Origin of the sequence: Photorhabdus cinerea (genome assembly GCF_011189575.1) — a bacterium.
GTDB classification, from domain to species: Bacteria; Pseudomonadota; Gammaproteobacteria; order Enterobacterales; family Enterobacteriaceae; genus Photorhabdus; species Photorhabdus cinerea.
In genome coordinates this window covers 1-23,944 of sequence record NZ_PUJW01000012.1, presented here as the reverse complement: position 1 = coordinate 23,944, position 23,944 = coordinate 1, and the positions used below count along the sequence as shown (strand labels likewise).

30 protein-coding genes and 3 pseudogenes are annotated in these 23,944 nt (G+C 41.6%); 13 read left to right on the top strand and 20 right to left on the bottom strand.

The features are described 5' to 3' along the window. The first annotated feature begins 43 nt into the window (after positions 1 to 43). Positions 44 to 1,384, top strand: coding sequence for a metalloprotease PmbA (gene pmbA / locus C5469_RS12885; RefSeq protein WP_166307193.1), 1,341 nt, complete (start codon positions 44 to 46; stop codon positions 1,382 to 1,384). A gap of 46 nt (positions 1,385 to 1,430) precedes the next feature. Here the strand turns inward: pmbA and map are convergent, their stop codons facing one another. After that, complete coding sequence (gene map / locus C5469_RS12880; RefSeq protein ID WP_166307461.1) at positions 1,431 to 2,207, bottom strand: type I methionyl aminopeptidase; 777 nt, start codon at positions 2,205 to 2,207, stop codon at positions 1,431 to 1,433. Further along, on the bottom strand, positions 2,200 to 2,406 hold the full coding sequence (locus C5469_RS12875) for a ParD-like family protein (protein ID WP_166307190.1): 207 nt from the start codon (positions 2,404 to 2,406) through the stop codon (positions 2,200 to 2,202). The genes map and C5469_RS12875 overlap by 8 nt, the downstream gene beginning before the upstream one ends. A gap of 226 nt (positions 2,407 to 2,632) precedes the next feature. On the opposite strand from C5469_RS12875, the gene C5469_RS12870 reads away from it, so the two are divergent. Further along, entirely contained in the window at positions 2,633 to 2,833 is a 201-nt protein-coding gene (locus C5469_RS12870) for a hypothetical protein (protein ID WP_166307079.1), read from the top strand. On the opposite strand, the pseudogene C5469_RS12865 reads toward C5469_RS12870, so the two are convergent. Then, positions 2,767 to 3,584, bottom strand: a pseudogene (locus tag C5469_RS12865) (ISAs1 family transposase). The gene C5469_RS12870 and the pseudogene C5469_RS12865 sit on opposite strands and share 67 nt — an antisense overlap. A 39-nt stretch (positions 3,585 to 3,623) precedes the next feature. On the opposite strand from C5469_RS12865, the gene C5469_RS24255 reads away from it, so the two are divergent. Next, on the top strand, positions 3,624 to 4,154 hold the full coding sequence (locus C5469_RS24255; protein ID WP_166307076.1) for a hypothetical protein: 531 nt from the start codon (positions 3,624 to 3,626) through the stop codon (positions 4,152 to 4,154). A 56-nt stretch (positions 4,155 to 4,210) separates the two neighbouring features. Here the strand turns inward: C5469_RS24255 and C5469_RS12855 are convergent, their stop codons facing one another. The 13 genes from C5469_RS12855 to C5469_RS12795 all read right to left on the bottom strand — a co-directional run bounded on the left by C5469_RS12855 (position 4,211) and on the right by C5469_RS12795 (position 14,658). Further along, positions 4,211 to 5,752, bottom strand: a complete 1,542-nt coding sequence (locus C5469_RS12855; protein WP_166307187.1) for a phosphoethanolamine transferase — start codon at positions 5,750 to 5,752, stop codon at positions 4,211 to 4,213. Positions 5,753 to 6,077: 325 nt separating this feature from the next. Then, positions 6,078 to 6,488: a nucleoside diphosphate kinase regulator gene (rnk, locus tag C5469_RS12850; protein WP_021323558.1), complete on the bottom strand. Its 411-nt coding sequence runs from the start codon at positions 6,486 to 6,488 to the stop codon at positions 6,078 to 6,080. A gap of 189 nt (positions 6,489 to 6,677) precedes the next feature. After that, positions 6,678 to 6,950, bottom strand: coding sequence for a PTS phosphocarrier protein NPr (npr, locus tag C5469_RS12845; protein WP_166307184.1), 273 nt, complete (start codon positions 6,948 to 6,950; stop codon positions 6,678 to 6,680). After that, positions 6,950 to 7,801 (bottom strand): RNase adapter RapZ, encoded by an 852-nt coding sequence (gene rapZ, locus C5469_RS12840; RefSeq protein ID WP_166307181.1) that lies wholly within the window; start codon positions 7,799 to 7,801, stop codon positions 6,950 to 6,952. Before rapZ ends, npr begins: the two co-directional genes overlap by 1 nt. 75 nt (positions 7,802 to 7,876) lie before the next feature. Next, the gene (gene ptsN, locus C5469_RS12835; protein WP_166307178.1) at positions 7,877 to 8,344 is read right to left on the bottom strand and encodes a PTS IIA-like nitrogen regulatory protein PtsN; all 468 of its coding nucleotides are present in this window, start codon (positions 8,342 to 8,344) and stop codon (positions 7,877 to 7,879) included. 143 nt (positions 8,345 to 8,487) lie between these two features. Then, positions 8,488 to 8,775, bottom strand: coding sequence for a ribosome hibernation promoting factor (gene hpf, locus C5469_RS12830; protein WP_166307175.1), 288 nt, complete (start codon positions 8,773 to 8,775; stop codon positions 8,488 to 8,490). Positions 8,776 to 8,798: 23 nt separating this feature from the next. Beyond that, entirely contained in the window at positions 8,799 to 10,238 is a 1,440-nt protein-coding gene (gene rpoN, locus C5469_RS12825; protein ID WP_166307172.1) for an RNA polymerase factor sigma-54, read from the bottom strand. A gap of 27 nt (positions 10,239 to 10,265) precedes the next feature. Continuing rightward, complete coding sequence (gene lptB, locus C5469_RS12820) at positions 10,266 to 10,991, bottom strand: LPS export ABC transporter ATP-binding protein (protein ID WP_166307169.1); 726 nt, start codon at positions 10,989 to 10,991, stop codon at positions 10,266 to 10,268. Positions 10,992 to 11,000: 9 nt separating this feature from the next. Then, on the bottom strand, positions 11,001 to 11,534 hold the full coding sequence (gene lptA / locus C5469_RS12815; RefSeq protein ID WP_166307124.1) for a lipopolysaccharide ABC transporter substrate-binding protein LptA: 534 nt from the start codon (positions 11,532 to 11,534) through the stop codon (positions 11,001 to 11,003). Continuing rightward, a complete protein-coding gene (lptC, locus tag C5469_RS12810) occupies positions 11,515 to 12,093 on the bottom strand; it encodes an LPS export ABC transporter periplasmic protein LptC (RefSeq protein ID WP_166307121.1) in 579 nt (192 codons plus the stop codon). The genes lptA and lptC overlap by 20 nt, the downstream gene beginning before the upstream one ends. 17 nt (positions 12,094 to 12,110) lie before the next feature. Continuing rightward, a complete protein-coding gene (gene kdsC / locus C5469_RS12805) occupies positions 12,111 to 12,674 on the bottom strand; it encodes a 3-deoxy-manno-octulosonate-8-phosphatase KdsC (RefSeq protein WP_166307118.1) in 564 nt (187 codons plus the stop codon). Positions 12,675 to 12,691: 17 nt separating this feature from the next. Next, positions 12,692 to 13,660 carry an arabinose-5-phosphate isomerase KdsD gene (gene kdsD, locus C5469_RS12800; RefSeq protein WP_166307115.1) on the bottom strand — a complete coding sequence of 323 codons (969 nt, stop codon included), beginning with the start codon at positions 13,658 to 13,660 and terminating at the stop codon, positions 12,692 to 12,694. A 23-nt stretch (positions 13,661 to 13,683) separates the two neighbouring features. Then, positions 13,684 to 14,658, bottom strand: a complete 975-nt coding sequence (locus C5469_RS12795; RefSeq protein ID WP_166307112.1) for a calcium/sodium antiporter — start codon at positions 14,656 to 14,658, stop codon at positions 13,684 to 13,686. Between the two features lie 230 nt (positions 14,659 to 14,888). On the opposite strand from C5469_RS12795, the gene mlaF reads away from it, so the two are divergent. The 10 genes and pseudogenes from mlaF to C5469_RS12745 all read left to right on the top strand — a co-directional run bounded on the left by mlaF (position 14,889) and on the right by C5469_RS12745 (position 20,930). Next, complete coding sequence (mlaF, locus tag C5469_RS12790) at positions 14,889 to 15,692, top strand: phospholipid ABC transporter ATP-binding protein MlaF (RefSeq protein ID WP_166307109.1); 804 nt, start codon at positions 14,889 to 14,891, stop codon at positions 15,690 to 15,692. A 10-nt stretch (positions 15,693 to 15,702) separates the two neighbouring features. After that, on the top strand, positions 15,703 to 16,485 hold the full coding sequence (gene mlaE / locus C5469_RS12785; protein WP_166307458.1) for a lipid asymmetry maintenance ABC transporter permease subunit MlaE: 783 nt from the start codon (positions 15,703 to 15,705) through the stop codon (positions 16,483 to 16,485). Positions 16,486 to 16,489: 4 nt separating this feature from the next. Further along, positions 16,490 to 16,996, top strand: coding sequence for an outer membrane lipid asymmetry maintenance protein MlaD (gene mlaD, locus C5469_RS12780; protein ID WP_166307106.1), 507 nt, complete (start codon positions 16,490 to 16,492; stop codon positions 16,994 to 16,996). Between the two features lie 33 nt (positions 16,997 to 17,029). Continuing rightward, positions 17,030 to 17,662, top strand: coding sequence for a phospholipid-binding protein MlaC (gene mlaC / locus C5469_RS12775; RefSeq protein ID WP_166307103.1), 633 nt, complete (start codon positions 17,030 to 17,032; stop codon positions 17,660 to 17,662). 1 nt (position 17,663) lies between these two features. Further along, complete coding sequence (gene mlaB / locus C5469_RS12770; protein ID WP_166307100.1) at positions 17,664 to 17,960, top strand: lipid asymmetry maintenance protein MlaB; 297 nt, start codon at positions 17,664 to 17,666, stop codon at positions 17,958 to 17,960. A gap of 145 nt (positions 17,961 to 18,105) precedes the next feature. Continuing rightward, positions 18,106 to 18,360 carry a BolA family iron metabolism protein IbaG gene (gene ibaG, locus C5469_RS12765; RefSeq protein ID WP_166307097.1) on the top strand — a complete coding sequence of 85 codons (255 nt, stop codon included), beginning with the start codon at positions 18,106 to 18,108 and terminating at the stop codon, positions 18,358 to 18,360. A gap of 51 nt (positions 18,361 to 18,411) precedes the next feature. Then, positions 18,412 to 19,677: a UDP-N-acetylglucosamine 1-carboxyvinyltransferase gene (murA, locus tag C5469_RS12760; RefSeq protein WP_166307094.1), complete on the top strand. Its 1,266-nt coding sequence runs from the start codon at positions 18,412 to 18,414 to the stop codon at positions 19,675 to 19,677. 66 nt (positions 19,678 to 19,743) lie between these two features. Then, positions 19,744 to 20,126: pseudogene (locus C5469_RS12755) on the top strand (ISKra4 family transposase); the annotation flags it as partial. 238 nt (positions 20,127 to 20,364) lie between these two features. Beyond that, positions 20,365 to 20,634, top strand: coding sequence for a type II toxin-antitoxin system Phd/YefM family antitoxin (locus C5469_RS12750; protein WP_166307091.1), 270 nt, complete (start codon positions 20,365 to 20,367; stop codon positions 20,632 to 20,634). 2 nt (positions 20,635 to 20,636) lie between these two features. Beyond that, entirely contained in the window at positions 20,637 to 20,930 is a 294-nt protein-coding gene (locus C5469_RS12745; RefSeq protein WP_166307088.1) for a type II toxin-antitoxin system RelE/ParE family toxin, read from the top strand. Between the two features lie 92 nt (positions 20,931 to 21,022). Here the strand turns inward: C5469_RS12745 and C5469_RS12740 are convergent. The 4 genes and pseudogenes from C5469_RS12740 to C5469_RS12725 form a co-directional block, all read right to left on the bottom strand. Then, positions 21,023 to 21,325: pseudogene (locus C5469_RS12740) on the bottom strand (IS4/Tn5 family transposase DNA-binding protein); the annotation flags it as partial. 243 nt (positions 21,326 to 21,568) lie between these two features. Beyond that, positions 21,569 to 22,441, bottom strand: coding sequence for a 2,5-didehydrogluconate reductase DkgA (gene dkgA / locus C5469_RS12735; RefSeq protein WP_166307085.1), 873 nt, complete (start codon positions 22,439 to 22,441; stop codon positions 21,569 to 21,571). Between the two features lie 271 nt (positions 22,442 to 22,712). After that, a complete protein-coding gene (locus C5469_RS12730; protein ID WP_166307082.1) occupies positions 22,713 to 23,384 on the bottom strand; it encodes a DedA family protein in 672 nt (223 codons plus the stop codon). Between the two features lie 191 nt (positions 23,385 to 23,575). Continuing rightward, positions 23,576 to 23,821 carry a hypothetical protein gene (locus C5469_RS12725; protein ID WP_207629003.1) on the bottom strand — a complete coding sequence of 82 codons (246 nt, stop codon included), beginning with the start codon at positions 23,819 to 23,821 and terminating at the stop codon, positions 23,576 to 23,578. Positions 23,822 to 23,944: the final 123 nt, after the last annotated feature.

Sequence of the window (23,944 nt, the reverse complement as noted above, 5' to 3'; positions counted from 1 at the left end):
TCTCGACAGATTTTCCCTTTATTTATCAAATTATGGGTAATTAATGAAAATCATTGATCAAATTGCGGAACAACGCAAACAACTGGAAAATGCAGTTTCACAGGCATTAGAGCTGGCAAAAGCGGGTTGTGATGCTGCGGAAGTAGCTGTTAATAAAACAACGGGTATTGGTGTCAGTACCCGCTTTGGTGAAATAGAAAATGTAGAATTCAACAGTGATGGGGCGCTAGGGATCACTGTATATCATCAGCGACGTAAAGGTAGCGCATCGTCAACAGATTTAAGCCCGGATGCCATTAACCGTACTGTCCAGGCTGCGATTGATATTGCTCGCTATACCTCTCCAGACCCATGTGCTGGTCCTGCGGATAAAGCATTACTGGCGTTTGATGCGCCAAATCTTGATTTGTTCCACCCAACAGAATTGGATGCTGATAAAGCAATTGAATTAGCTGCTCGTGCAGAACAAGCTGCATTACAGGCAGATAAGCGTATTAACAATACTGAGGGTGGTAGTTTTAACAGCCATTATGGTATTCGGGTGTTTGGCAATAGCCACGGCATGCTGCAAAGCTATTGCTCTAGCCGTCATTCGATGTCGAGTTGTGTGATTGCTGAAGTTGATGGTGATATGGAACGGGATTATGCATATACCATCAGCCGCCGTTTTGAAGACTTAAAATCGCCAGAATGGGTTGGGCAGGAATGCGCTCGTCGTGTGTTATCTCGTTTGTCGCCACGTAAATTACCGACCATGAAAGCGCCTGTATTATTTGCTGCCGAAGTTGCAACGGGTCTTTTCGGTCATTTAGTTGGTGCTATCAGTGGCAGTAGTATTTACCGTAAATCTTCTTTCCTGCTTGATCATCTGGGTAAACAAATCCTGCCATCATGGTTGACGATTGAAGAACGGCCACACTTGTTGGCGGGGCTAGCATCCTCTCCATTTGATAGTGAAGGTGTGTGTACCAGTAATCGAGATATTATCAAGGATGGTGTATTACAAACCTGGCTTCTGACAAGTTATTCTGCCCGTAAACTGGGAATGGCAAGTACTGGCCATGCTGGGGGTATCCATAACTGGTGTATTGCAGGGCAAGGGCAGGATTTTGCTGGTTTACTGCGTCAAATGGGAAGAGGATTAGTGGTTACTGAACTGATGGGGCAGGGAGTAAGTGCAGTAACCGGCGATTATTCTCGTGGTGCCGCCGGTTTTTGGGTAGAAAATGGTGAGATTCAGTATCCTGTCAGTGAGATTACTATTGCCGGTAATTTGAAAGATATGTGGGCTAATATGGTTACTATTGGGGATGATATTGAAACTCGTAGTAATATCCAGTGTGGTTCAGTGTTACTGCCGGAAATGAGTATCGCTGGCCAATAGAGGCTCACCCACAAGTTAAATTACGAGCTGAATGTAGTTAGTCGTGTTAAACGGCTAACTCTTCATCTCTAATCGTGAGCACTTCATATCCGTCGTTTGTAACCAAAATGGTATGTTCCCATTGAGCAGATAGTTTTTTATCTCGTGTCACGACTGTCCAACCATCTTTCTTCGTTTTGATTTTTGCGGAACCTTGATTAATCATAGGTTCAATAGTAAAAGTCATACCTTCTTTTAGAATTAAACCAGTATCACGATGACCATAATGCAAAACTTGTGGACTTTCGTGCATTTCTCGTCCAATGCCGTGACCACAATATTCGCGCACAACACTATAACCTGCTCGTTCAGCGTGATTCTGAATTGCATAGCCTACATCGCCTAAATGTGCGCCTGGTTTCACCACTTTGATGCCTTCCCACATTGCAGCATAGGTTGTTTTTACTAAATTTTTTGCTGGCAATGACGCTGCTGGGAACAGATACATTTTACTTGAGTCAGCAATAAAACCGTTTTTTTCCAAAGTGATGTCTACGTTAATGATATCGCTATTTTTAATTTTATAATTTCTATTAGGAATGCCATGACAAACAACTTCATTTATTGAAGTATTTAATACATATTGATAGCCATATTGCCCTTTACTTGCAGGACGAGCACCTAAAACATTAACGATAAAGTCTTCTGCTTTATCGTTAATGTCCATCGTGGTAATCCCGGGTTTAATAAATTGATCAAGCATCCTAAAAACTTGTGCAAGTAGTTTGCCTGATTGCCTCATTAGCTCTATTTCGGTGGGAGTTTTTATATAAATATTATTCACCATACACTCCAGATAATAATATGTTTTCTTTTTTGAATTGCTGCTGAATTATTTCACTAAACGTCAAATTAGGATTTAATTCTGCAAGCATCCCCATTTTTATCCAGAACTCAGCCTGAGAATTGATTGAACGTGACATTACGTTACTCGCTTTTCTGATTTCTTCGTGTAGTTCATCAGAGATCTTCACAATGCCCATAAATATAATCCATATATGAAACGTATGTGAAGCATATGCTATGTGTATCTTTATATCAACGTTATTGTTTAATATTTAATTCAATAATCTGTTAGATGGCATGGTATCCAAGTCTTTTTCCCGCAGATTTTTGGTTGGCTTATGCTGGAGTATTGAGCTATTTTCAATTAAGGTCGGAATATTATCTTGCTGGGATTATGTTATACCTAAACAGGTAGATGTGATTATGTTGGCAATGAAGAAAGCATTCAGCGTTATTATTAGGGATGATCTTAAAATCCTTAATAATATCCAGTGGGGTGCAGTATTACATATTACATCACTGCCAGAAACAGGGCGGGATTCCACTTTGCTCATAATTCAACCAAAGATAAGTTCACTGCAAAATTCTCCTGACCATGCCGCTCTCCGGCGTTTCGATGCTTGACTGTCTTTCAGTCTCGTATGTTGTTTGATCACGTGTTAAATAATGCCATATGGGCCGCCCCATCTGGGTCTTTCAGGGATAATTCATCTTCCTGAAAGGTGACATCCAGTATCCAGAGCAGTTCATTTTCGATCCCCCAGTTCCGCCTAATTGTTTTTGCCGCCGCTTTAGCATCCAACGGTAATGAACTCACATACCCGCGTGAATCACAATAGGTTTCTCCTTTTACTCCTCTTTCGTAGGCCACTTCTATCAAACAGTGTAATAGACGGCCAGCGGTGTTGAAGTGTTTCGGGGAGTCCGGTGCTGATTTGCATCACTGTACGTTGTTCTGTACGACTGTATTCCTGATTTTTCTCGGTAAACTCAATGAGTTCATCACTATCATAATGGCGGGCAAAGCAAGATTTAACAAACTCATAGCGCTGTTTTTGATTGTTTGTTTATCCCCATAATAAAATCGTTCCGACGATGATTGATCCAAGAATAAAGATCTTCAATGAAAGCATAACTATCGATGGCTTTGATAATATTCTCAATACAGTATCGGTGGAGAATGCCGTGAGTAAAAGCGGCATGCTGTTTAAGCCATTTAAATTATAACTCGCCAAATTCCTGAATGGATTTCCAGCCAGATGCGCCACTCAGAACAGCCGCACAGACCAGAAAAATCACATCTATTAATTCATGTTTTTCTATTGATATCATCGCGTGGGTCAGGGATATCATTGATATAATTAAAAATAATCAAAATCACCTTTTTATGAAAGAGGATGATCAGATCATTTTAATGATGAAAAGTTCCATAATCGGCTTAGTGGAAACGGTGAATCTGGCGAAGAGTGCAGTGCCGAATAGTCGGAAAGTGAATGGTAAGGTGTTGAGTGGGGATGTCAATCTGAGTGCGGGGGATGTAGGGGCATATTTAAAAGGGGAATCGGATGGACGATACCAACCGCACGGCAACTATCAACCTGCTGGGAACTATGCAGTGAGGGGAGAGTGTTATACCAGAGGCGAGTCTGATGGTAGGTATCTACAAAAAGATGCTGGTACTCGCAGAACTCAAGAAATAGTCGTTTGGAATGGCAGAGTACAAGACCGGGGCGATATGGTGTGCACAGAAAGTATAGCGGGTTGTTTAGTCTATATCAGAACCACCTCTGGTCAATGGTTGCCATTAGAAGTACCTGTTAATCAAAGAGTCTTTTCCACTCAATGGCCTGGGAATTGGTGGGGTAGAATTGAATTTATACCACCTTCGACATTGAGATGGCAGGATGGGGCACAAATAATGAACCAAGTGATATTGTCAAAATAGGAAATACAAAAAAATATAGCTTACGACCACACTAAATAAGTGGTCGTAATCTTATCTCATTCTATCTGTGAAAACGGTAAAATAGATTCATCTGCTGTTAACACCCAGTCATTGTTTTTTTCCTTGTTAAGGATTGATAGTTCAATATTGTAGCCTATGAGTTCTGATAATATATACTTATTCATTAACCCACTTAAATAGCCATCTTTATTTTTGAATGACTCTATAAATTGACAGTTATATTGGTGATTATTTGATTTGTACATGAAAGGCACGAGATATTGCTCTCTACCTTTTTGATAACCATGTCCTTTATTAATTATTTCCCCATGATCGGAAGTATATATCAGTGAATAATTGATGTTCTTTTTGTTAATGACATCATATATATTCTTTATGATTCTATCTGTATAGTGGATAGTTAAGTCATATTTATCAGCATTAGGTAATGCTAACTTATCATCGTTATCGTAATTCTTATAAGGCATATGGCTACCATGTAAATGAATTACGATGAATCTTTTTTCTTCTTTATCTGAAAGAACGTTATGTAATAGAGAGCTTAGGTTGTCATCTTTATAGTTTGTTAATTTTATTATATCGGATTTTTTTGCGATAAATCCGTATTTGGATGAGTGAAGCCCATCCAGCTCTTGCGAACCCAACCAATAAGTCTTATAGCCGTTTGATTTAGCCATTTCTATTATTGATTTATTTTTAAATAAGTTTTCTTCGCTTTCAGGTGTATGAAATGCAAGAGACATAGAGATAGAGTTTCTTGTTATTGGAGCGCTAGAATGTGCGTTATCAATTATACAGCCTCCGTTAGAAGAAAATATATTATTCATGTTTGGTGTCGTATTTAACTCATATCCATATGCACTATAATGAGTTGATAATGATGATTCACCAATTATAAAAATAATAGTGTCAATATCATTATTTTTCTTGCCTATTATTGAATCGTTGAATTTATTTATTTCATTTATATCTGCATACTTATCATTTGAATTTCTGGAAATATACAAATAAGCAAGGTCCCCAATTACAGCGGGATATCTGTCTCTTATAAATCGTCCAACTGTTTTGTCATCCTCTTTAATGTCTGATAATAATTGCTTATCTATAGTAGAAGCACTAAGGAAAAATGTAGTAGAAAAAATAAATATAGGTAATGCTTTAAATGATACGTGATAATGAATGTTTCCTGTCTTCTTAGTTATTAAGTAAAATAAAGCTATTGTTACCATTATTGCTGGAAATAACATTATGAAAAATAAATGACTGACCATAGATAATGATTCTTTTTTATTCGTCTCAACAAATGAATCAAGAACTGATACTGATATTCTTTCGCCAAAAACAAGAGAATAATTTATTTGGATGAGAAGAAAGAAAAGGAGTATACCTCCAATACTGTTTAGGATCTTGTTTTTCTCCTTAATTAAAAGGAAAATCGATAATAACAGTGAAAAAGTTGATAAGTGAGGTATGCTAGAATCTTTTTGAAAGATGAAAGGGTTCAATAGATAAGTTAAACCTAATCCAATAACTATAGCTAAAATATATTTATAATATCTACGATCAATTAATTTCATGTTATTTCGTTTTATGAAAAATAAAGTGTGCATTATTGTACCTTCTTTTGCACTCTATCTCCACAATAGGGCTAGATCTCACATTTTTAATATGGTTATTTTGGGTGAAAATAACTCTTTGTATGCTCAATAAAAATACAAAAAAGATATCAAAACCTATCAATAAAATCATATTGGATATGCGAAATTATCAATATCTGTATAGCGATTGATTTTTATACAAAGCAGAATCCTGCTCTGTTGCCAGAAATGAGTATCGCTGGTTAATAAGAGATACTCAGATTCAATCATTGTGATCAGCCATGATTTAAATGGGCAGACTGAATTAACGGTGTAGCTCACCGGCAGCTTCTGGTTGGTAAAGTAATTCTAATACTTTGACCCGGGTTTCTTCGCCATTTGGCAATTTCCAACTGATTTCATCGCCAATACGAAGACCCAATAATGCAGCACCCAGAGGAGCCATGACAGAAAGCTGGTCTGAACTGTCTTGCAGTGATGCTGGATAAACTAAAGTTCGTACCCGCTCTTCACTGCTTGTTAGATCAAGGAAACGAACCCGGCTGTTCATAGTCACAACGTCTGATGGAATTTCTGCTGGCGGTACAATCTCTGCACGATCCAGCTCCTCATTCAAAGCATCAGCGATACTAGTATCTGCAAACGCCGGTTGTTCCAACAGGGAGTCTAAACGTTCCGCGTCTAATTCGTTGATAATAATTGCTGGTTTAGTCATACCACACTCCAAATGGATTCCAACACAAAATAACACCCCGCACCGTAAGGAGGGGGGTGTTATTTAAAATAATTAACCTGATAGTAGGCTGTTCTTACTCGAAAAGAAAGAGATCATGATCACGAACTGTTTTGTGTTGCTAATGAAAAACGGTGAAAAGCATGATAAGGCCCTGGTGAGTAGGTGATGTTATTCTTCGTCAAATCCCGAATTAAATAGATCAATGATAGCTGCAAGAGCTTGCTCTTCATCTGGACCGTTGGCTTCAACTTCAATATAGCTGCCTTTTTCTGAATCCAGCATCAGCATGGCAATCACACTGCTGGCTTCAGCTTCAACATGGCTATCATTGCGTAAGATAACGTGAGATTTAAAAAGCTGTACCAGGTCATACAGTTTCATTGCTGGCCGGGCATGCATTCCCAACCGATTTTTGATTTCAAGCTTCTGCTTGACGGTCATTATTTTCGCTTTTCGAGAGTACGGTGGCGTGACTGTACGTTTTTGCCACGAGAACGGAAATAATCAGCCAACTGTTCTGCTACATAAACAGAACGGTGTTTACCACCAGTGCAACCAATAGCAACAGTCAGATAGCTGCGGTTATTCGTTTCAAGCATGGGTAGCCACAGTTCAAGATAACTGCGGGTTTGATAGATGAAATTATGCACTTCAGTATGGCGGTCAAGGAAAGCGGCTACGGGACGATCAAGACCTGTCATTGGCCGTAGTTTCGGGTCCCAGTGTGGATTTGGCAGGAAACGTACGTCAAAAACATAGTCAGCATCAATTGGGATACCATGCTTAAAGCCGAAAGATTCAAAAACCATTGTCAGCTCGCGTTCTCGTTTGCCTAGCAGGCGAGTCCTTAACATCTCAGCCAGTTCATGGACTGACATTTCCGAAGTATCGATAATGAGATCAGCTCTTGAACGAAGAGGTTCCAGCAGATCGCTTTCTTGATCAATCGCACTTTCCAGAGAGAGATTTTTGCTTGATAATGGATGCAGGCGGCGGGTATCGCTGTAACGGCGGATTAACGTATTACGGTCAGCGTCAAGAAACAGTAATTGTGGTGAGAAACTGGTTGGTAGTTTAGTCAGTGCTTCTTCGAAAATTTCTGGTGATTCCGGCATGTTTCTTACGTCAATACTGACAGCAGCAGAAATATCGCGGTTAGCCAGCGTATCTGCTAATTCCGGCAGCAATACTACCGGCAAGTTATCCACACAATAAAAACCCATATCTTCCAGCGCGCGCAAGGCAACGGATTTACCTGAACCGGAACGGCCACTGACTATCATCAGCACCATGAGGCGACTCCCCTTAAATTTCTCAGTGGTTGTTATGAGCCACTGTTATCTGTTGCTTTCCATTCATTGCAACAGCTATTCAGTGATAATTGCGTAAAGTTCTTCATCACTTTGTGCTGATCTTAAACGACGGCAGAAATTTTTATCTGCAAGACGTTTGGCAATCAATGACAATGTATGTAAGTGTGTCTGGCATTGATCGTTTGGAACCAGTAAAGCAAACAGCAAATCAACTGGTTGATTATCAATAGCATCAAAAGCAATAGGTTGTTCCAGATTAAGGAAAACCCCAACAGCTTTATCTGAGCTATTTTCATCCAGCTTACCGTGAGGGATAGCAATACCACTACCAATTCCAGTAGTGCCCACTTTTTCTCTGGTCAATATTGCTTCGAATACGATATTCTCTGGTAATTTGAGCTGCTTAGATGCCAGCTCACTGATAATCTCTAAAGCTCGTTTTTTGCTCGAACAATGTACATTATTGCGTGTACATTCGAGGGAAAGGACTGAGCTTAATAGTAAATCTGCTTGGTTATTCATTTTTTTATTCGCTTAGGTGCCTATTGATACCGAATACCAGAGGTTATCTGTGGCATCCGGTATTTTTGCACTGTTTTACAGCAAAACTCCGCTGTTGTTACTGTAGCCTTTGTTAAAAACTACAGCTTTCGTTAAAAGGGTTGTTAATGTTGTCTGAGTTTGTCTTTATGTTTGGTTAGCTGACGAGCTAGTTTGTCGACTAGTCCATCAATTGCTGCATACATATCCTCATGTTCTGAGGATGCGTGCAACTCACCTCCGTTAATATGTATAGTAGCCTCAGCGATTTGTTGCACCTTTTCCACCCGGAGGATTACCTGAGTCAGGTTGATCCTGTCGAAATATTGATCCAGCTTGCTGCATTTTGCAGTGATAATGTCGCGTAATGCATCAGTAATTTCAATATTGTGGCCAGTTATTTTGAGTTGCATATTGTCTTCCTTCTCTGTTCATTTCAAACCAGACGCTTACGTTGGTTTGATGGCGGAATGGATAACGACTCTCGATATTTTGCGACAGTCCGTCGGGCAACTACGATGCCTTGGTTGGTCAGCATGCTCGTCAGTTTGCTGTCACTTAATGGTTTGGCGGGGTTCTCCGCTGCTACCAGTTTTTTCACCAAAGCCCGTATTGCAGTTGAAGAGGCTTCGCCCCCACTTTCTGTATTAACATGGCTGGAGAAAAAATACTTCAATTCAAAAATACCACGCGGGCTATGCAGGAATTTCTGGGTAGTCACCCTGGAAATGGTAGATTCATGCATATCAACCTGGAAGGCAATGTCTGCCAGAACCATAGGTTTCATATGTTCTTCGCCATGTTCGAAAAATTCCTGTTGCTGCTCTACAATGCAACGCGTAACTTTTAGTAGGGTGTCATTTCGGCTTTCCAGACTTTTGATAAGCCACTTCGCTTCCTGCAAGTTATTGCGGATAAACTGGCAATCACTTTCATTGCGTGTATGTTGTCCAAGTTCTGCATAATGCTGATTGATGCGTAAACGAGGAGTGCTATCTGCGTTCAGTTCTACTTGCCAGTGTCCACTTTCTTTTCGAACCAACACATCAGGAATGACATACTGCGATTCACCCGTATTTACCGCCAGGCCAGGTCTTGGTTCAAGTGACTGAATTAAATTTATTACTTCTTTCAGTGTATCTTCTTTCAGGCGACTAAGGCGGATTAAATTACGGAAATCCCGATGACCCAGCAACTCCAGATGTTCGCAGACGATCAATTTTGTTTCTTGCAGATAAGGTGTTTCTGGTGGGAACATTGATAGCTGGATCAGAAGACAATCTTTTAGATCACGGGCTGCGATACCTATAGGATCAAAATGCTGTACCCGTTTTAGCACGGCTTCTACTTCTGCCAGAGTGAGTTGATCGTCACCAATACTGGCAAGAATATCTTCCAGTGGCACAGTGAGATAACCTGTATCATCTATGGCGTCAATAATTGATGTGGCAATGGCTGCATCTGTTTCCGTGAATGGGGTCAGCTCTGCTTGCCACATCAAATAGTCTTGTAGGGTTTGAGTTGTCTCGCCTTGGTAAAGTGGTAATTCATCAGCACTATAGTCATTACGTGTACCAGAAGGCGTTCCGGCTGTGTAAATCTCATCCCAGCTTGCATCTAGTGGTAGCTCGTCTGGCATATCCTTTTGTTGCAGGGCATCAAGCGTATCCATAGCTTCAGTTTCGTTATCAGGAGATTCCTGACTGCCGATTTCCTGGTACTCTTCATCCTGTTCAAGCAAAGGGTTCATTTCTAACGCTTGTTGTATTTCCTGTTGCAGCTCAAGCGTAGAAAGTTGCAACAAACGAATGGCTTGTTGAAGCTGTGGTGTCATAGCCAGTTGCTGACTAAGCCTGAGTTGCAAACTTTGCTTCATAGAATTATTTCAATTCTCCTGGCTGAATTAGAGCCGGAAACCTTCGCCTAAGTAAACGCGCTTCACCTGTTCATTACTAAGGATGTCATTAGGTGTACAATGAGCAATTAGATGCCCCTGGCTAACAATATAAGCACGCTCACATACATCTAACGTTTCACGGACGTTATGGTCTGTGATAAGAACGCCTAGTCCATAATCTCTCAAATGCTGAATGATCTTTTTGATATCGATGACTGAGATGGGATCTACGCCTGCAAAGGGCTCATCCAGTAAAATAAATTTAGGATTAGCTGCTAGCGCACGGGCAATTTCTACACGGCGACGTTCACCGCCGGATAGTGATTGACCAAGGTTGTCACGCAGATGGCTGATATGGAACTCTTCCATTAGCTCTTCGGCACGTTCTTTCCGCTGTTCCTGAGTTAGATCCTTGCGGATTTCCAATACGGCCATCAGATTGTCGAAGACGCTCAGACGGCGGAAAATTGAAGCTTCCTGAGGTAAATAACCAATACCACGGCGTGCCCGTTCGTGAAGTGGCAATAAGCTGATATCTTCATTATCAATGGTAATGGTTCCGGTATCCCGTGAAACAATCCCCACGACCATATAGAAAGTTGTGGTTTTCCCCGCACCGTTGGGTCCAAGCAGGCCAACAATTTCACCGGAGTTCACGTTCAGGCTGACATTTTCAACGACCTTACGGCCTTTATAAGCTTTTGCCAGGTTTTCTGCGTTTAGTGTTGCCATATATTATCGTTACTTACTCTTGTTATTAGCCCCAGGGCTTTCTTCCTGTAACTGAGAAGGTAACAGGACGGTTGTCACTCGTTTACCTTTGTCACTGAATGCTTCCATTTGCTGGGTTGGCACCAAATAGGTGATCCGGTCGCCTTTTATATTGCTGTCCAACTGTTCCAGATAGGCGTTGCCAGTCAGTGTAACCAGCTCTTTATCCATTTCGTAGCGCATTTTGGCACCGCGGCCTTTGATTGGTTTGCCGTTGTCCTGTAACTGATAGAAAGTTACAGGATTACCGAATGCCTCAACAATCATTTTTTTAGAATCACCATTTGGGCGGGTCACAACGACTTTGTCGGCGTGGATATCAATAGAGCCCTGTTTAACGATCACATTTTCTGTAAATGTGGCAGTGTTTCCTGTCATGTCAAGGGATTGCTTGTCAGAATCAATATAAATTGGTTTCTGGGTGTCATCTTTTAGTGCTAATGCGGGAAGGCTGACCATAAAAATAGCACTGGCAATAAAAGCATTACGGATTCTGTTGTTCATGTTGGATTTCATAGTAGGTGTTAACCTTTTCAATCAGTTCAGTGGTTTTGTTCCGCAGATTGCCACGCATTTTCATTCCTACGGATTTCAGCCCTATACCGACGAGTGTGACCTGATCATCGGATGAGACATCCTGGGTTACCAGGTTGACGACAGCATTCTCTGTCGTAATACGTTGTAATTGTGACGTATCAGTCAGGCTGTCAACCTGCACATCTCCGTAAAGATAGAGCATTTTGTCATCAGTCAGTTTTGCTTTGTTAGAACGTACTGTCCATGTAGCAATGGCATTTGAATCATATGTAATTAATACTGGTTTGGTAAACCAGGTGATTTTTGGCTCAGCATAATTCTGGACATCATCAGAGACCAGTTTATATGTCAGCTTACCAGTAGGATCATAAACAAAGGTTATGGTTTCCTGACTTTGATATGTCGGCTGGTTGTTATCTGCGGCAGAAGACGGTTCAGTCTCGTCTGAATCAGATAAGTTCCAGCCGATTAGAGCCACGGTGATTAGTGCTAGTATTATAGCCAACCAGGATTTGATTTTACCCATTCTTGTTTCACTTCAACCTATATTGATAATCCTTTGGCATCTTCCAGCTTATTCTGAGCGAAAAGCACCAAATCACAAAGTTCTCTTACTGCACCGCGACCACCTGCAATTTGGGTGACATAATGTGCTTTTGGTAATAGCAATGGATGTGCATCTGCTACAGCGACAGATAAACCCACTTGTTTCATGACCGACCAGTCAATCAAATCATCACCGATGTAAGCAACCTGTTCTGGTTTTAATCCCAGTTTATCTAACAGTTCTCTATACGCCAAAGCCTTATCACTCTGTCCCTGGTAAAGATGTGTAATGCCTAGCGTGTTTGCTCGATCTTCCAGCAATTTAGCCTTACGACCGGTGATAATAGCGACTTCAATTCCTGAAGTAATTAAGCAGCGAATCCCGTAACCGTCACGAACATTAAACGCTTTTAATTCTTCACCATTGTTTCCCATATATACCAGGCCATCTGACATGACACCATCAACGTCACAAATCAGCAGGCGGATTTTACTGGCTTTTTCAACAATGTCTTTATTTACTGGACCATAACAAGTGTCCAGATAAACTAATTGGCTCATTAAAGCGTTCTCACAGGTTAAACCACACCGGCTTGTAAAAGGTCATGCATATGTAATACACCCAGCAATTTATTTCCCTCTGTAACCAGTAGAGAAGTGATATGGCGTGATTGCATTAAGTTTAATGCATCAACTGCAAGGGCATTAGGTTTTATACGGACACCACCTGCTGTCATAACATCTGAAATTTTGACGTTGTACAAATCAATTCCCATATCAAAAACGCGGCGCAAGTCACCATCGGTAAAAATACCATCAATATACATATTTTCATCACAAATGACTGTCATACCCAATTTTTTGCGGGTAATTTCAACTAGTGCTTCACGTAAGGAAGAATCACGGTTAATTCTTGGGATATCATCGCCGGTATTCATTAAATCACTTACCAATAGTAGAAGTTTGCGTCCAAGTGTGCCACCAGGATGTGATAGTGCGAAATCTTCAGCGGTAAAGCCACGAGCCTGAAGCAATGCGACAGCTAAAGCATCTCCCATCACCAATGTTGCAGTGGTGCTAGTCGTTGGAGCCAAGCCTAGCGGACAGGCTTCTTGTGGGACTTTGATACATAGATGGATGTCTGCGGCTTTTCCCATATTGCTGTTGGGATTGTTAGTCATACAGATAAGAGGAATTTTTTGGCGTTTTAGTGCAGGGATAAGTGACAGAATTTCATTGGATTCACCAGAGTTTGAAATTGCCAGAACAATATCTTTAGGGGTAACCATACCGAGATCACCGTGGCTGGCTTCTCCAGGATGAACAAAAAAGGATGGTGTGCCGGTACTAGCGAAAGTTGCGGCGATTTTACATCCGATATGGCCGGATTTACCCATCCCCATGATAATAATCTTACCTTCGCAGTTGAACATCAGTTCACAGGTACGCGTGAAATCTTCATTTATGTATTGTTCGAGTTCTGCTAACCCATCACGTTCTATGTGTAATACTTTCTTACCCGCTTGTTGAAAATCAAATCTAGGCATTTCTTTTTCCTACTCACTTGTGTTTATTCAATGCTGTAATTGGAAATAAACAGTACGACAAAATAAGCAATAAAACAGCTTAATAACAGGACACCTTTCACCCGGTTTAACCGGTGTTTACGACCCAGACAAAATGCAGTAAATATTATGCTGGCTATCATCATTACCCAAAAATCACGATGGAAAGATTCAGGGGAAATAGTTGCTGGTGAGAGTAATGCGGGAAGACCCAGAACAATTGATATATTGAATATATTCGAGCTGATAATATTCCCGAATGCAATATCATCTTCCCCTTTGAATGCTGCTGCAATAGAGGTTGCTAATTCTGGTAGGCTGGTACCGACGGCAAGTACCGTAAGTCCGATAACTAATTCACTAATGCTGTAAATACGAGCAATAACAGTTGCATTGTCAATCACCATTCGGGTCGCCATAGGCAAAATAATGAGTCCTAATAGTATCCATAGCAAGGCAATATGCTTATTGCCTTCTATTGGTAATTCGGAAGTTTGCTCTTGAGTGTAAATATCAGTTTCAGCACGGTGTGGCAGTGTAGCCATTTTTATCATCAGTAAAATACACGCTATAGCAGAAATCAATAATACCAGTCCATCCATCCGGCTAAGGTAATTATCACTTATCAAATAACCACAGAAAGCGGTGATCAACAGCATCAGAGGCAGCTCCTGCCGCAGAATATCTGATTTTACTTCCATTGGACGAATAAGTGCAGCGGCACCGGTTATCAGTAACAGGTTGGTAATGTTGGAACCAATGACATTACCAATCGCTATATCAGGTTGACCATCCAGCATGGCAGTAACTGAAACCATTAATTCTGGCAGAGAAGTTCCAATGCCGACTATCGTCATACCAATAATAAATGGGGGCAGGCCCAGTGTACGAGCAAAAATTGCAGCACCATATACTAATCTATCGGAACCATATACCAGTAAAATCAACCCTGCAATTAAGAGTAAAAAGGTTAGAAACATGAAGCCGCCCTTGTAAGGTATATTCCGGATTTAATGTTAACGTTGGTTGATTTTTTAAACAAAGAATTGTTTGTTCAGTTAGATGGGGTACATTCTGACGGTGGCGGGTAGAAAAGTAAAATTTGTCACAACTTTAGTGGCGAAAACTCTCCAATTTTTTTGTAGTATATGTGATTAATATGTAAATCAAATTATAGAGCCAGTTTATTAACCGTTAAGGGCTATTCATAATGAGTCAACAAACAGCAAATCTCATCGAGATCCGAGGTATGTATTTTACCCGTGGTAACCGTTCGATTTTTGCTGATATTAATCTGGCTGTGCCCAGAGGAAAAATCACTGCAATTATGGGGCCCTCTGGAATAGGGAAAACAACACTATTACGGTTGATTGGTGGTCAATTGCGCCCTGATCGGGGAGAAATCTGGTTTGATGGGGATAATATTCCTGCTTTGTCCCGTCCTCGTTTATATGCTGCCCGTAAGAAGATGAGTATGTTGTTTCAGTCAGGGGCATTATTCACAGATCTAAATGTTTTTGATAACGTCGCTTTTCCTCTACGTGAACATACGACTCTGCCTGAAGAGATCATCCATACTACCGTGATGATGAAACTGGAAGCTGTTGGGTTACGCGGCGCTGTAAATCTGATGCCTTCTGAACTTTCCGGTGGTATGGCAAGACGTGCTGCTTTAGCTCGTGCTATTGCCCTTGATCCTGATTTGATTATGTTTGATGAGCCTTTTGTTGGTCAGGACCCGATTACCATGGGGGTTTTGGTGAAACTAATTGATGAACTGAATAAAGCGCTTGGCGTCACCTGTGTAGTTGTTTCCCATGATGTGCCGGAAGTTCTGAGCATTGCAGATTATGCTTATATTATTGCTGAACAGCAGATTATTGCTGAGGGTACGGCTCAACAGTTACAGATTAATTCTGATCAGCGGGTACGGCAATTTCTTGATGGTATTGCTGATGGGCCGGTACCTTTCCGGTTTCCGGCAGGGGATTATAAAACTGAGTTATTAGGATAATGGGATGTTAATGTTAACACAGGCGCTGGCGGCACTTGGCAGGCGGGCTATTGAGGTATTTGCCTCTTTTGGTCGCGCAGGTTTTATGCTTTTTAGCGCGATAATTGGCAGACCAGAACCTGCCAGACAATGGTCATTGCTGCGACAACAACTTTTCAGTGTGGGCGTTCAGTCATTATTAATTATCGTGGTTTCAGGGTTGTTTATTGGCATGGTGCTCGGCCTACAGGGATATCTGGTACTGACAACATACAGTGCAGAAGCCAGTCTTGGTATGATGGTGGCGATATCTCTGTTGCGTGAATTGGGGCCGGTTGTGACGGCCCTGTTGTTTGCAGGTCGTGCAGGGTCAGCCCTGACCGCTGAAATAGGTTTGATGAAAGCCACGGAACAAATTTCCAGTTTGGAGATGATGGCGATAGATCCATTGCGGCGTGTGATAGCCCCACGTTTTTGGGCTGGGTTTATCAGTATGCCGCTATTGTCCTTGATTTTTGTGGCTGTAGGCATCTGGGGAGGTGCGATGGTTGGTGTTGACTGGAAGGGGATCGACAGTGGTTTCTTCTGGTCTTCAATGCAGTCTGCTATAGAGTGGCAAAAAGATTTACTTAACTGTTTTATTAAAAGTGTTGTTTTCGCCATTACTGTGACTTGGATTGCTTTATTTAATGGTTATGATGCGATCCCTACCTCAGAAGGGATAAGCCGCGCAACGACCAGAACGGTGGTTCATGCGTCGTTAGCAGTTTTAGGTTTAGATTTTGTGCTGACAGCACTCATGTTTGGGAACTAATTCAATGCAAAGCAAGAAAAGTGAAATTTGGGTTGGATTTTTTATCTTGATTGCACTGGCTGCAATTGTCTTTTTATGTCTTAAAGTAGCAGACATTAAATCGGTAGGTAACCAGCCAACTTACCGCTTATACGCAACTTTTGACAATATTGGTGGTCTGAAAGTGCGCTCACCGATAAAAATTGGTGGTGTGGTGGTTGGCCGTGTTGCAAGTATTTCTCTTGATGAAAAAACTTATACGCCGCAAGTGGCACTGGATATTATGAAGCAATATAACCGTATCCCTGATACGAGTTCTCTTTCTATCCGTACTTCTGGTTTGTTAGGTGAACAATATATTGCTTTGAATGTAGGGTTTGAAGATCCAGATATGGATACTGGGATTCTGAAAGAGGGTGATCGCGTACAAGATACCAAATCAGCAGTGGTACTTGAAGATCTTATCGGTCAATTCTTATATAAGAGCGGCGATAATGCCCAGAGTGGGGCAGAGCACACTCCGACACCATAGCCAGCAACTGAATATCATTAAGAGGAACTAATTATGTTGAAGAGATTATTAATGGTGGCGTTGTTGATTATTGCGCCATTAGCGAGTGCAGCCGTTGATCAGACGAATCCTTATAAGTTGATGCAGGATGCGGCAGAAAAGACTTTTACTCGTTTGAAAAACAGTCAGTCACAAATTCGTCAAAATCCAGATTACTTGCGCCAAGTGGTGAAAGAAGAATTACTGCCTTATGTCCACATCAAATACGCAGGGGCATTGGTTCTGGGGAGCTATTATAAAGATACGACGCCAGCACAACGCGAGGCTTATTTTACCGCATTTGAATCTTATCTTGAGCAGGCTTATGGGCAGGCTCTGGCAATGTATCATGATCAAATTTATCAGATTGACCCTGAGAAGCCGTTGGGAGATAACAATATTATTGCTATTCGTGTCACTATCCTTGATCCGAATGGCCGTCCTCCTATCCGCCTTGATTTTCAGTGGCGTAAAAACAGCAAAACGGGTCACTGGCAGGCATATGATATGATTGCTGAAGGTATCAGTATGATTACAACCAAGCAGAGTGAATGGGCTTCTATCTTGCGTCAACAAGGTATAGATGGTTTAACTAAGCAGCTTGAAATTAGCGCTCGTCAGCCAATCACTCTGGAAGAGAAAAAGTGAGATGAATGAAAGTCTGAGCTGGGAAAAAGCAGGACAGACATTGATTCTCAAAGGTATTTTGGATCGTGACAGCTTGCTTCCTCTTTGGCAGCAAAAGGAAAAGTTATTGACCGATATCAACGGTATCAATGTGTCACAGCTTGAGCATGTGGATTCTACTGGGTTAGCTCTTTTAGTCCGTTTTAAACATCATATGCAAAAAGAGGAAGGGACTGAATTGCTCTTTTCTGGCATTAGTGAACGGCTTAGTACCCTGATTATGCTTTACGATTTGCAGGAAATTATCATTGATGGCTAGCCGATATTCTCAGTAATTATCTGTATAATCAGCGCCCTTGTAAGCAGAAATGTTACAAGGGCGTTTTCATGTTTAAGAGTAAGTCGGATTCTATTAGGATAGATGACTGTCTATCTATTATTTCTAACTACAGAATTGAGTAATTATGGATACTAATGAGATTAAACAAGTGCTGATGGACAAATTAGCACTAGATGAAGTCATTGTTAGCGGAGATGGCAGCCATTTCCAAGTTATTGTTGTTAGTGAAATGTTTGCTGGTATGAGCCGGGTAAAACAGCAACAAGCTGTTTATGCGCCTTTGATGGAATACATAGCTGATAATCGTATTCATGCCCTGTCAATCAAAGCTTATACACCGGATGACTGGAAAAGAGATCGCAAGCTCAACGGTTTTTAACGCTGTTTGCCTCGCTGCGAACGGCAAATTATATAAAGAGAGTAGTCACAGATGGATAAATTTCGTGTGAAAGGACCAACTCGCTTGTCGGGTGAGGTTTCTATTTCCGGGGCAAAAAATGCTGCACTGCCAATCCTGTTCGCCGCGTTGTTGGCTGAAGAGCCCGTTGAATTGCAAAATGTTCCAGAACTGAAAGATATTGACACCACTATTAAGTTGTTGAATCGCCTTGGAACCAAAGTTGAACGTAATGGTTCTGTATTTGTGGATGCTCGTAGTATGAATCAATATTGTGCGCCTTACGATTTGGTGAAAACTATGCGTGCATCTATTTGGGCATTGGGTCCTTTGGTGGCGCGTTTTGGTCAAGGGCAAGTCTCTTTGCCAGGAGGTTGTGCTATTGGCGCACGTCCGGTTGATCTGCATATCAGTGGCCTGGAACAGTTAGGTGCTGAGATCGTTTTGGAGGAGGGTTATGTTAAGGCTTCCGTTAATGGGCGTTTGAAAGGTGCCTGCATTGTGATGGATAAAGTCAGCGTTGGGGCGACAGTGACTATTATGACTGCGGCAACGTTGGCGGAAGGGACAACCGTTATTGAAAATGCAGCACGTGAACCTGAAATTGAGGATACAGCTAATTTTCTCAATACCTTGGGTGCGAAAATTACTGGCGCAGGCACTGACCATATCATCATTGAAGGTGTAGAGCGTCTTGGCGGTGGTGTATATCGTGTATTACCGGACCGTATTGAGACAGGTACATTCCTTATTGCAGCTGCGATATCTGGAGGTAAGGTTGTTTGCCGTCATGCTAAGCCTGATACGTTGGATGCAGTATTGGCAAAACTGCGAGAAGCGGGTGCTGATATTGAGATTGGCAAGGATTGGATAAGTCTTGATATGCACGGTAAACGACCTAAAGCGGTGACATTGCGTACTGCACCACATCCCGGTTTTCCGACCGATATGCAGGCACAGTTTAGCTTGCTAAATTTGGTTGCTGAAGGTGCTGGCATGATCACCGAAACTATTTTCGAAAACCGTTTCATGCATATTCCTGAATTAATTCGTATGGGAGCTCATGCTGAAATTGAAAGCAATACGGTGCTTTGTCACGGTGTTAAAAAGCTTTCCGGTGCCCAGGTAATGGCGACTGATTTACGCGCATCGGCAAGCCTGGTTCTGGCGGGTTGTATTGCTGAGGGGGTGACTGTTGTTGACCGTATCTATCATATTGACCGGGGTTATGAACATATCGAAGATAAGCTGCGCGGACTTGGTGCAAACATTGAACGAGTGAAATCAACGGAAAAGTAATTTTGTTTTCTTATCCGGTTCGTCGTAAAACGAGAGCATAAAAAAACCGTGGGGCACTTTATTCAGTTAGAATACCTGGATAATTGTGCCTTGATATGTGATGACGACATATCGCATTATGAAAACAACAAATCTCTGTTAAAACATATAGATGATATGTATACCTATATTGAAAATAACAGCATGATGATCCCAAATTATGGTGAAATGTATTGATATGGCGAGCCGATTTCTTCTTCATTTGTTGAATCGACGATCAATGAAGTCATCGTTAAACGTTGGTGAAAAAGCAGCAAATGCAATGGAGCCAACAAGGTGCGCATTACTTACTCCAGACACGAACAGCGGTAATCAATGATGATTTGAAAACCCGATTTGAACATTGGTATCCGGGAATAAAATTATGTGAAGAAACGGATCGCTATTTGACCGAAGCTATTGCAGCATAAGTGCCCCACAGATTTTATGCTCTCCTAATTCTCCATATCAGTACAACTTTGACCGGCGCACTGTAGAACTCGCTGCTGCTCTACCTCTACTTCACGTCCGGTTGCGTGAAAGCCTGTGAGTGAGATCCTCTCGGGCTACTCGACCAGTTGGTTGGCGGTTGGCTATTTTGATTACTGGTAGCTCTATGCACTTTTGGCTATAATAGCTATTCAAGCCATTTTGGACGGTAGGTGATGTATGAAAATTATTCCCGCACAACTAGCTAAGAACCAGTTTGGTGATCTGCTTATGAAAGTTCAGCGTGAGCCTGTGGAAATTAGTAAGCATGGTAAGCGTGTGGCCGTGGTTATCTCTCCTGAAGAGTATGATCAGTTCGCACAGCTCAAGTTACAGAATTTAAAAGCCGTTCTGGCTGAATCTATTGCACAAGCTGATCGTGGCGAATTGCATAGTATTGATGATGTATTTGCACCGTTGACGGTTGATGAACTTGAGGGTAAGGCTTAGGGATGAGTGTCCGGTTTACTAAGAAAGCCAGAGAGCATATTCGTGCAATAAAACTCTATTCTATGCGCCGATGGGGGGCGAATGTCGCGGAAGCTTATGCAACTTCGTTGCGTGTGACTATGACGGAAATTCTTGATCGTCACCCATCCCCCGGTCGTGATCGCAGTGAGGATCTTTATTTTGGTGTGCTGAGTTTCCCAGTAGAGAGCCACATTATTTACTACCGGGAAGTTCCGACTGGTATTGAAGTGTTGGCGGTGTTGCATCAGACGCAAGATCCACATAACCATCTATAATGGAGAGCATAAAACGTGGGACACTTTATTTAATTCGCGATAAAAGCCAAGCTCACAACCCTCTTTTCCAAATTTTTCTTGATGTGGTGTTAACCCACTTCATCCCTGACCGTCCGATGAGTAAAATCCAGTGAGGTCGTATCTTCCAATGCAAGCAAACAGTCATAGGATTTGGCTTGCTTAGCAATAGTTGCAAATCCGGCCTCTGAAATTGCCGCCGCGTTGCGCGTAAATCGATAAGCGGTTTCAATATCCGCAGGCGTTTTGAGTGATTGCATAATAGATTGCCCTATATGATTGGCTAAAGATGCTGTGAATTTGATTAGACGTTTTTCGCCTAGGTTTGCTCGAGAGAAAGTCTCATAAGCCCATTGATCTGCGTTAGTTTGAAACATTTTACCGTACCTCAATGAAATATTTATTATTGAGATCAGCAAGGTGGGGAAAAATTCAAAAAAAATCCCTCGATTTTTTATCGGGGGATTTGTGTATGAAAGACAGGTTCTTCAGGACGAAGAGGGTGTCAAAATTGGAAACAGGAAGCACTGTGGTCTTAGCAAAATCCGCCGTAAACCCTCGCCCAATGCGAGGGTGTCGCAAAAGATCAATATCTCTTATTACGAGTGCAAATTTTGGTACTAGCTATTTGGATCAATATCATCAAGGAGGTAACTGAATTCACTGAAATCAACGAATGTTTCGGGGGTTGGTCCCAGACGTTTGCCTATATCCAGAGTAGTCATAGCGGTCAGATCTTCTTTTTCCAATTTGAAATTGAATATCTCAAAGTTCTCTTTAATTCTTGAGAGCGTAGCTGATTTTGGGATCACAATCATACCGTTATCAATGTGCCAGCGGAGAACGATCTGAGCCGGTGTTTTACCATACTTTTGTGCCAGATGCTGAACCAGTTGATTATCAAATACGTTTTCACCACCTTGTGCCAAAGGACTCCAGGATTCGGTAACGATATGATGTGTGGCATTCCAGGCATGAAGTTGACGCTGCTGGAACATCGGATGTAGCTCAATCTGATTAATAACAGGATGAACACCAGTTTCATTGATCAGCCGCTGGATGTGCTCAGGCTGGAAATTAGAAACACCGATGCTGCGGATAAGTCCCTCTTTTTGTAATTCAATCAATTGCTGCCAGGCACCGACATATTGATCTTGCGGTGGTGCAGGCCAGTGAATGAGATAAAGGTCGACATAATCCAGTTGCAATTTTTCTAAACTTTCTGCTAGCGCAGCGCGGACATCATTATGTCTGTCATTCCACAGTTTGGTTGTGACAAAGATATCTTCGCGGGGAATGTCTGTTTCTTGCAGTGCCTTACCTACCCCTTTCTCATTATTGTAAATAGCGGCGGTGTCAATTGCTCGATAACCTACATCCAGGGCGGCGTGAATTGCTGTAACTACCTGCTGGTTATCTGCAGCCCATGAACCCAGTCCCAATTGTGGCATATGGTTTCCGTCAGCAAGTCTGATGATAGGTTGATTATCCATTACTACCTCCTATAAAAAAGATAGACAGTTAAAATATCAGCTAAAATGTATCGTTATAAATAATGATGGTTGATATTAAGTTGATATTCAGAATAGTTGAAGAAAGTAATACAAGTGGCGTGATCTAAACCATGTATTGATATTGTGGAGCATCAACACAGAAACATCATTCGATAACTGAGCTGAAGTCCACATGCTGTTGGTTCGCAAGCTTTCTGACTCTGGGTTTAAGGATAAAAACCCTGTTGCGGTTTGTAAACCATGATGACTTTTATTTACGTTTTACCGTAGAGGCTCTTCGGTGGTGCCAATACATCAGCAGAGATGCACCCAAGCCACTTAACAACAGCACGATAGGTAAAATCACCAGAATGGTCATTACTAGATCCTGATGATTTTTAATAAACGGGATCTGATTGAGAAGATAGCCGAAACCAACCACGGTAATAACCCATAATAAGGCACTTAGCCAATTGAAAATTTGAAAGCGTTTACTGTTGAGGCCAGATATACCTGCAAGTGTAGGCAACAGAGTCCGGACAAAAGCTAAAAAACGGCCAAGCAGCAGAGCAGCCAAACCATGTTTGAAAAATAGCCCGTTAGCCCGTTGTCGGTACTGAATGGGAAGTTGTGCTAACCAACCTTTAACCCGTTTAGTATCACCAAGCCATCGCCCTTGAAGATAGCCGAGCCAGCAACCGATACTTGCTGCGGTTGTCAGTATAAAAACGGTTGGGATAAAGCACATCACGCCTTTGGCAATCAACGCACCGGTAAGGATTAATAATGTATCACCGGGTAAAAAAGCTGCGGGTAATAAGCCATTTTCCAGAACCAGTGTTACAAACAGAATGCCATAGATAATCCAGAGAATATCGGGGTTGGCAAGTTTGGAAAAATCATGCTGCCATAATGCCTGCATGATCTCGTTTAGTACTTCCATTGCTGATCCTGTGACTGTTATCAGTAAATTTATTTCATTTGCATATATAAAGTCAGTTTACCGTAAAATCTTAACCATGGCTTGCTTGATCCTTGATTAATGGTTTTATTGGTTTACCACGACAGCTTTGACAAGAACCCAGAACAACATGAAAATTTATCTGCACATAAATATAAAAATAATTAGCTTATCTACATATTGAATTCGTTCTCGGATGTTAAGCTGCGGTTTAATACATTTTGTACTTGTTGTAGCAGGCCAGTAATTTCAGTCGTTAAAAATATAAAAAACTTTTCTTTGTGCAGCGTACGTTCCTGCACATCATGAGGGATAAAACGCGTCATTTCATTACGAAAAGCATCACCTTTAATGATTTCAGGTAAATGTGTCAGTATATTGGCTAGCTTTGCCGGATAGTCATTAATACGATAGTCCATCTTTACCTCCAAAGGGTACTCCCGCCGACATCAGGCGGGAGGGGAATTTGGACGGGCTTGAAAAGCCCGTAGAATCATCAGCCACGCTGATGTTGAATGTATTGTTTCACCACTTCCAGTGGT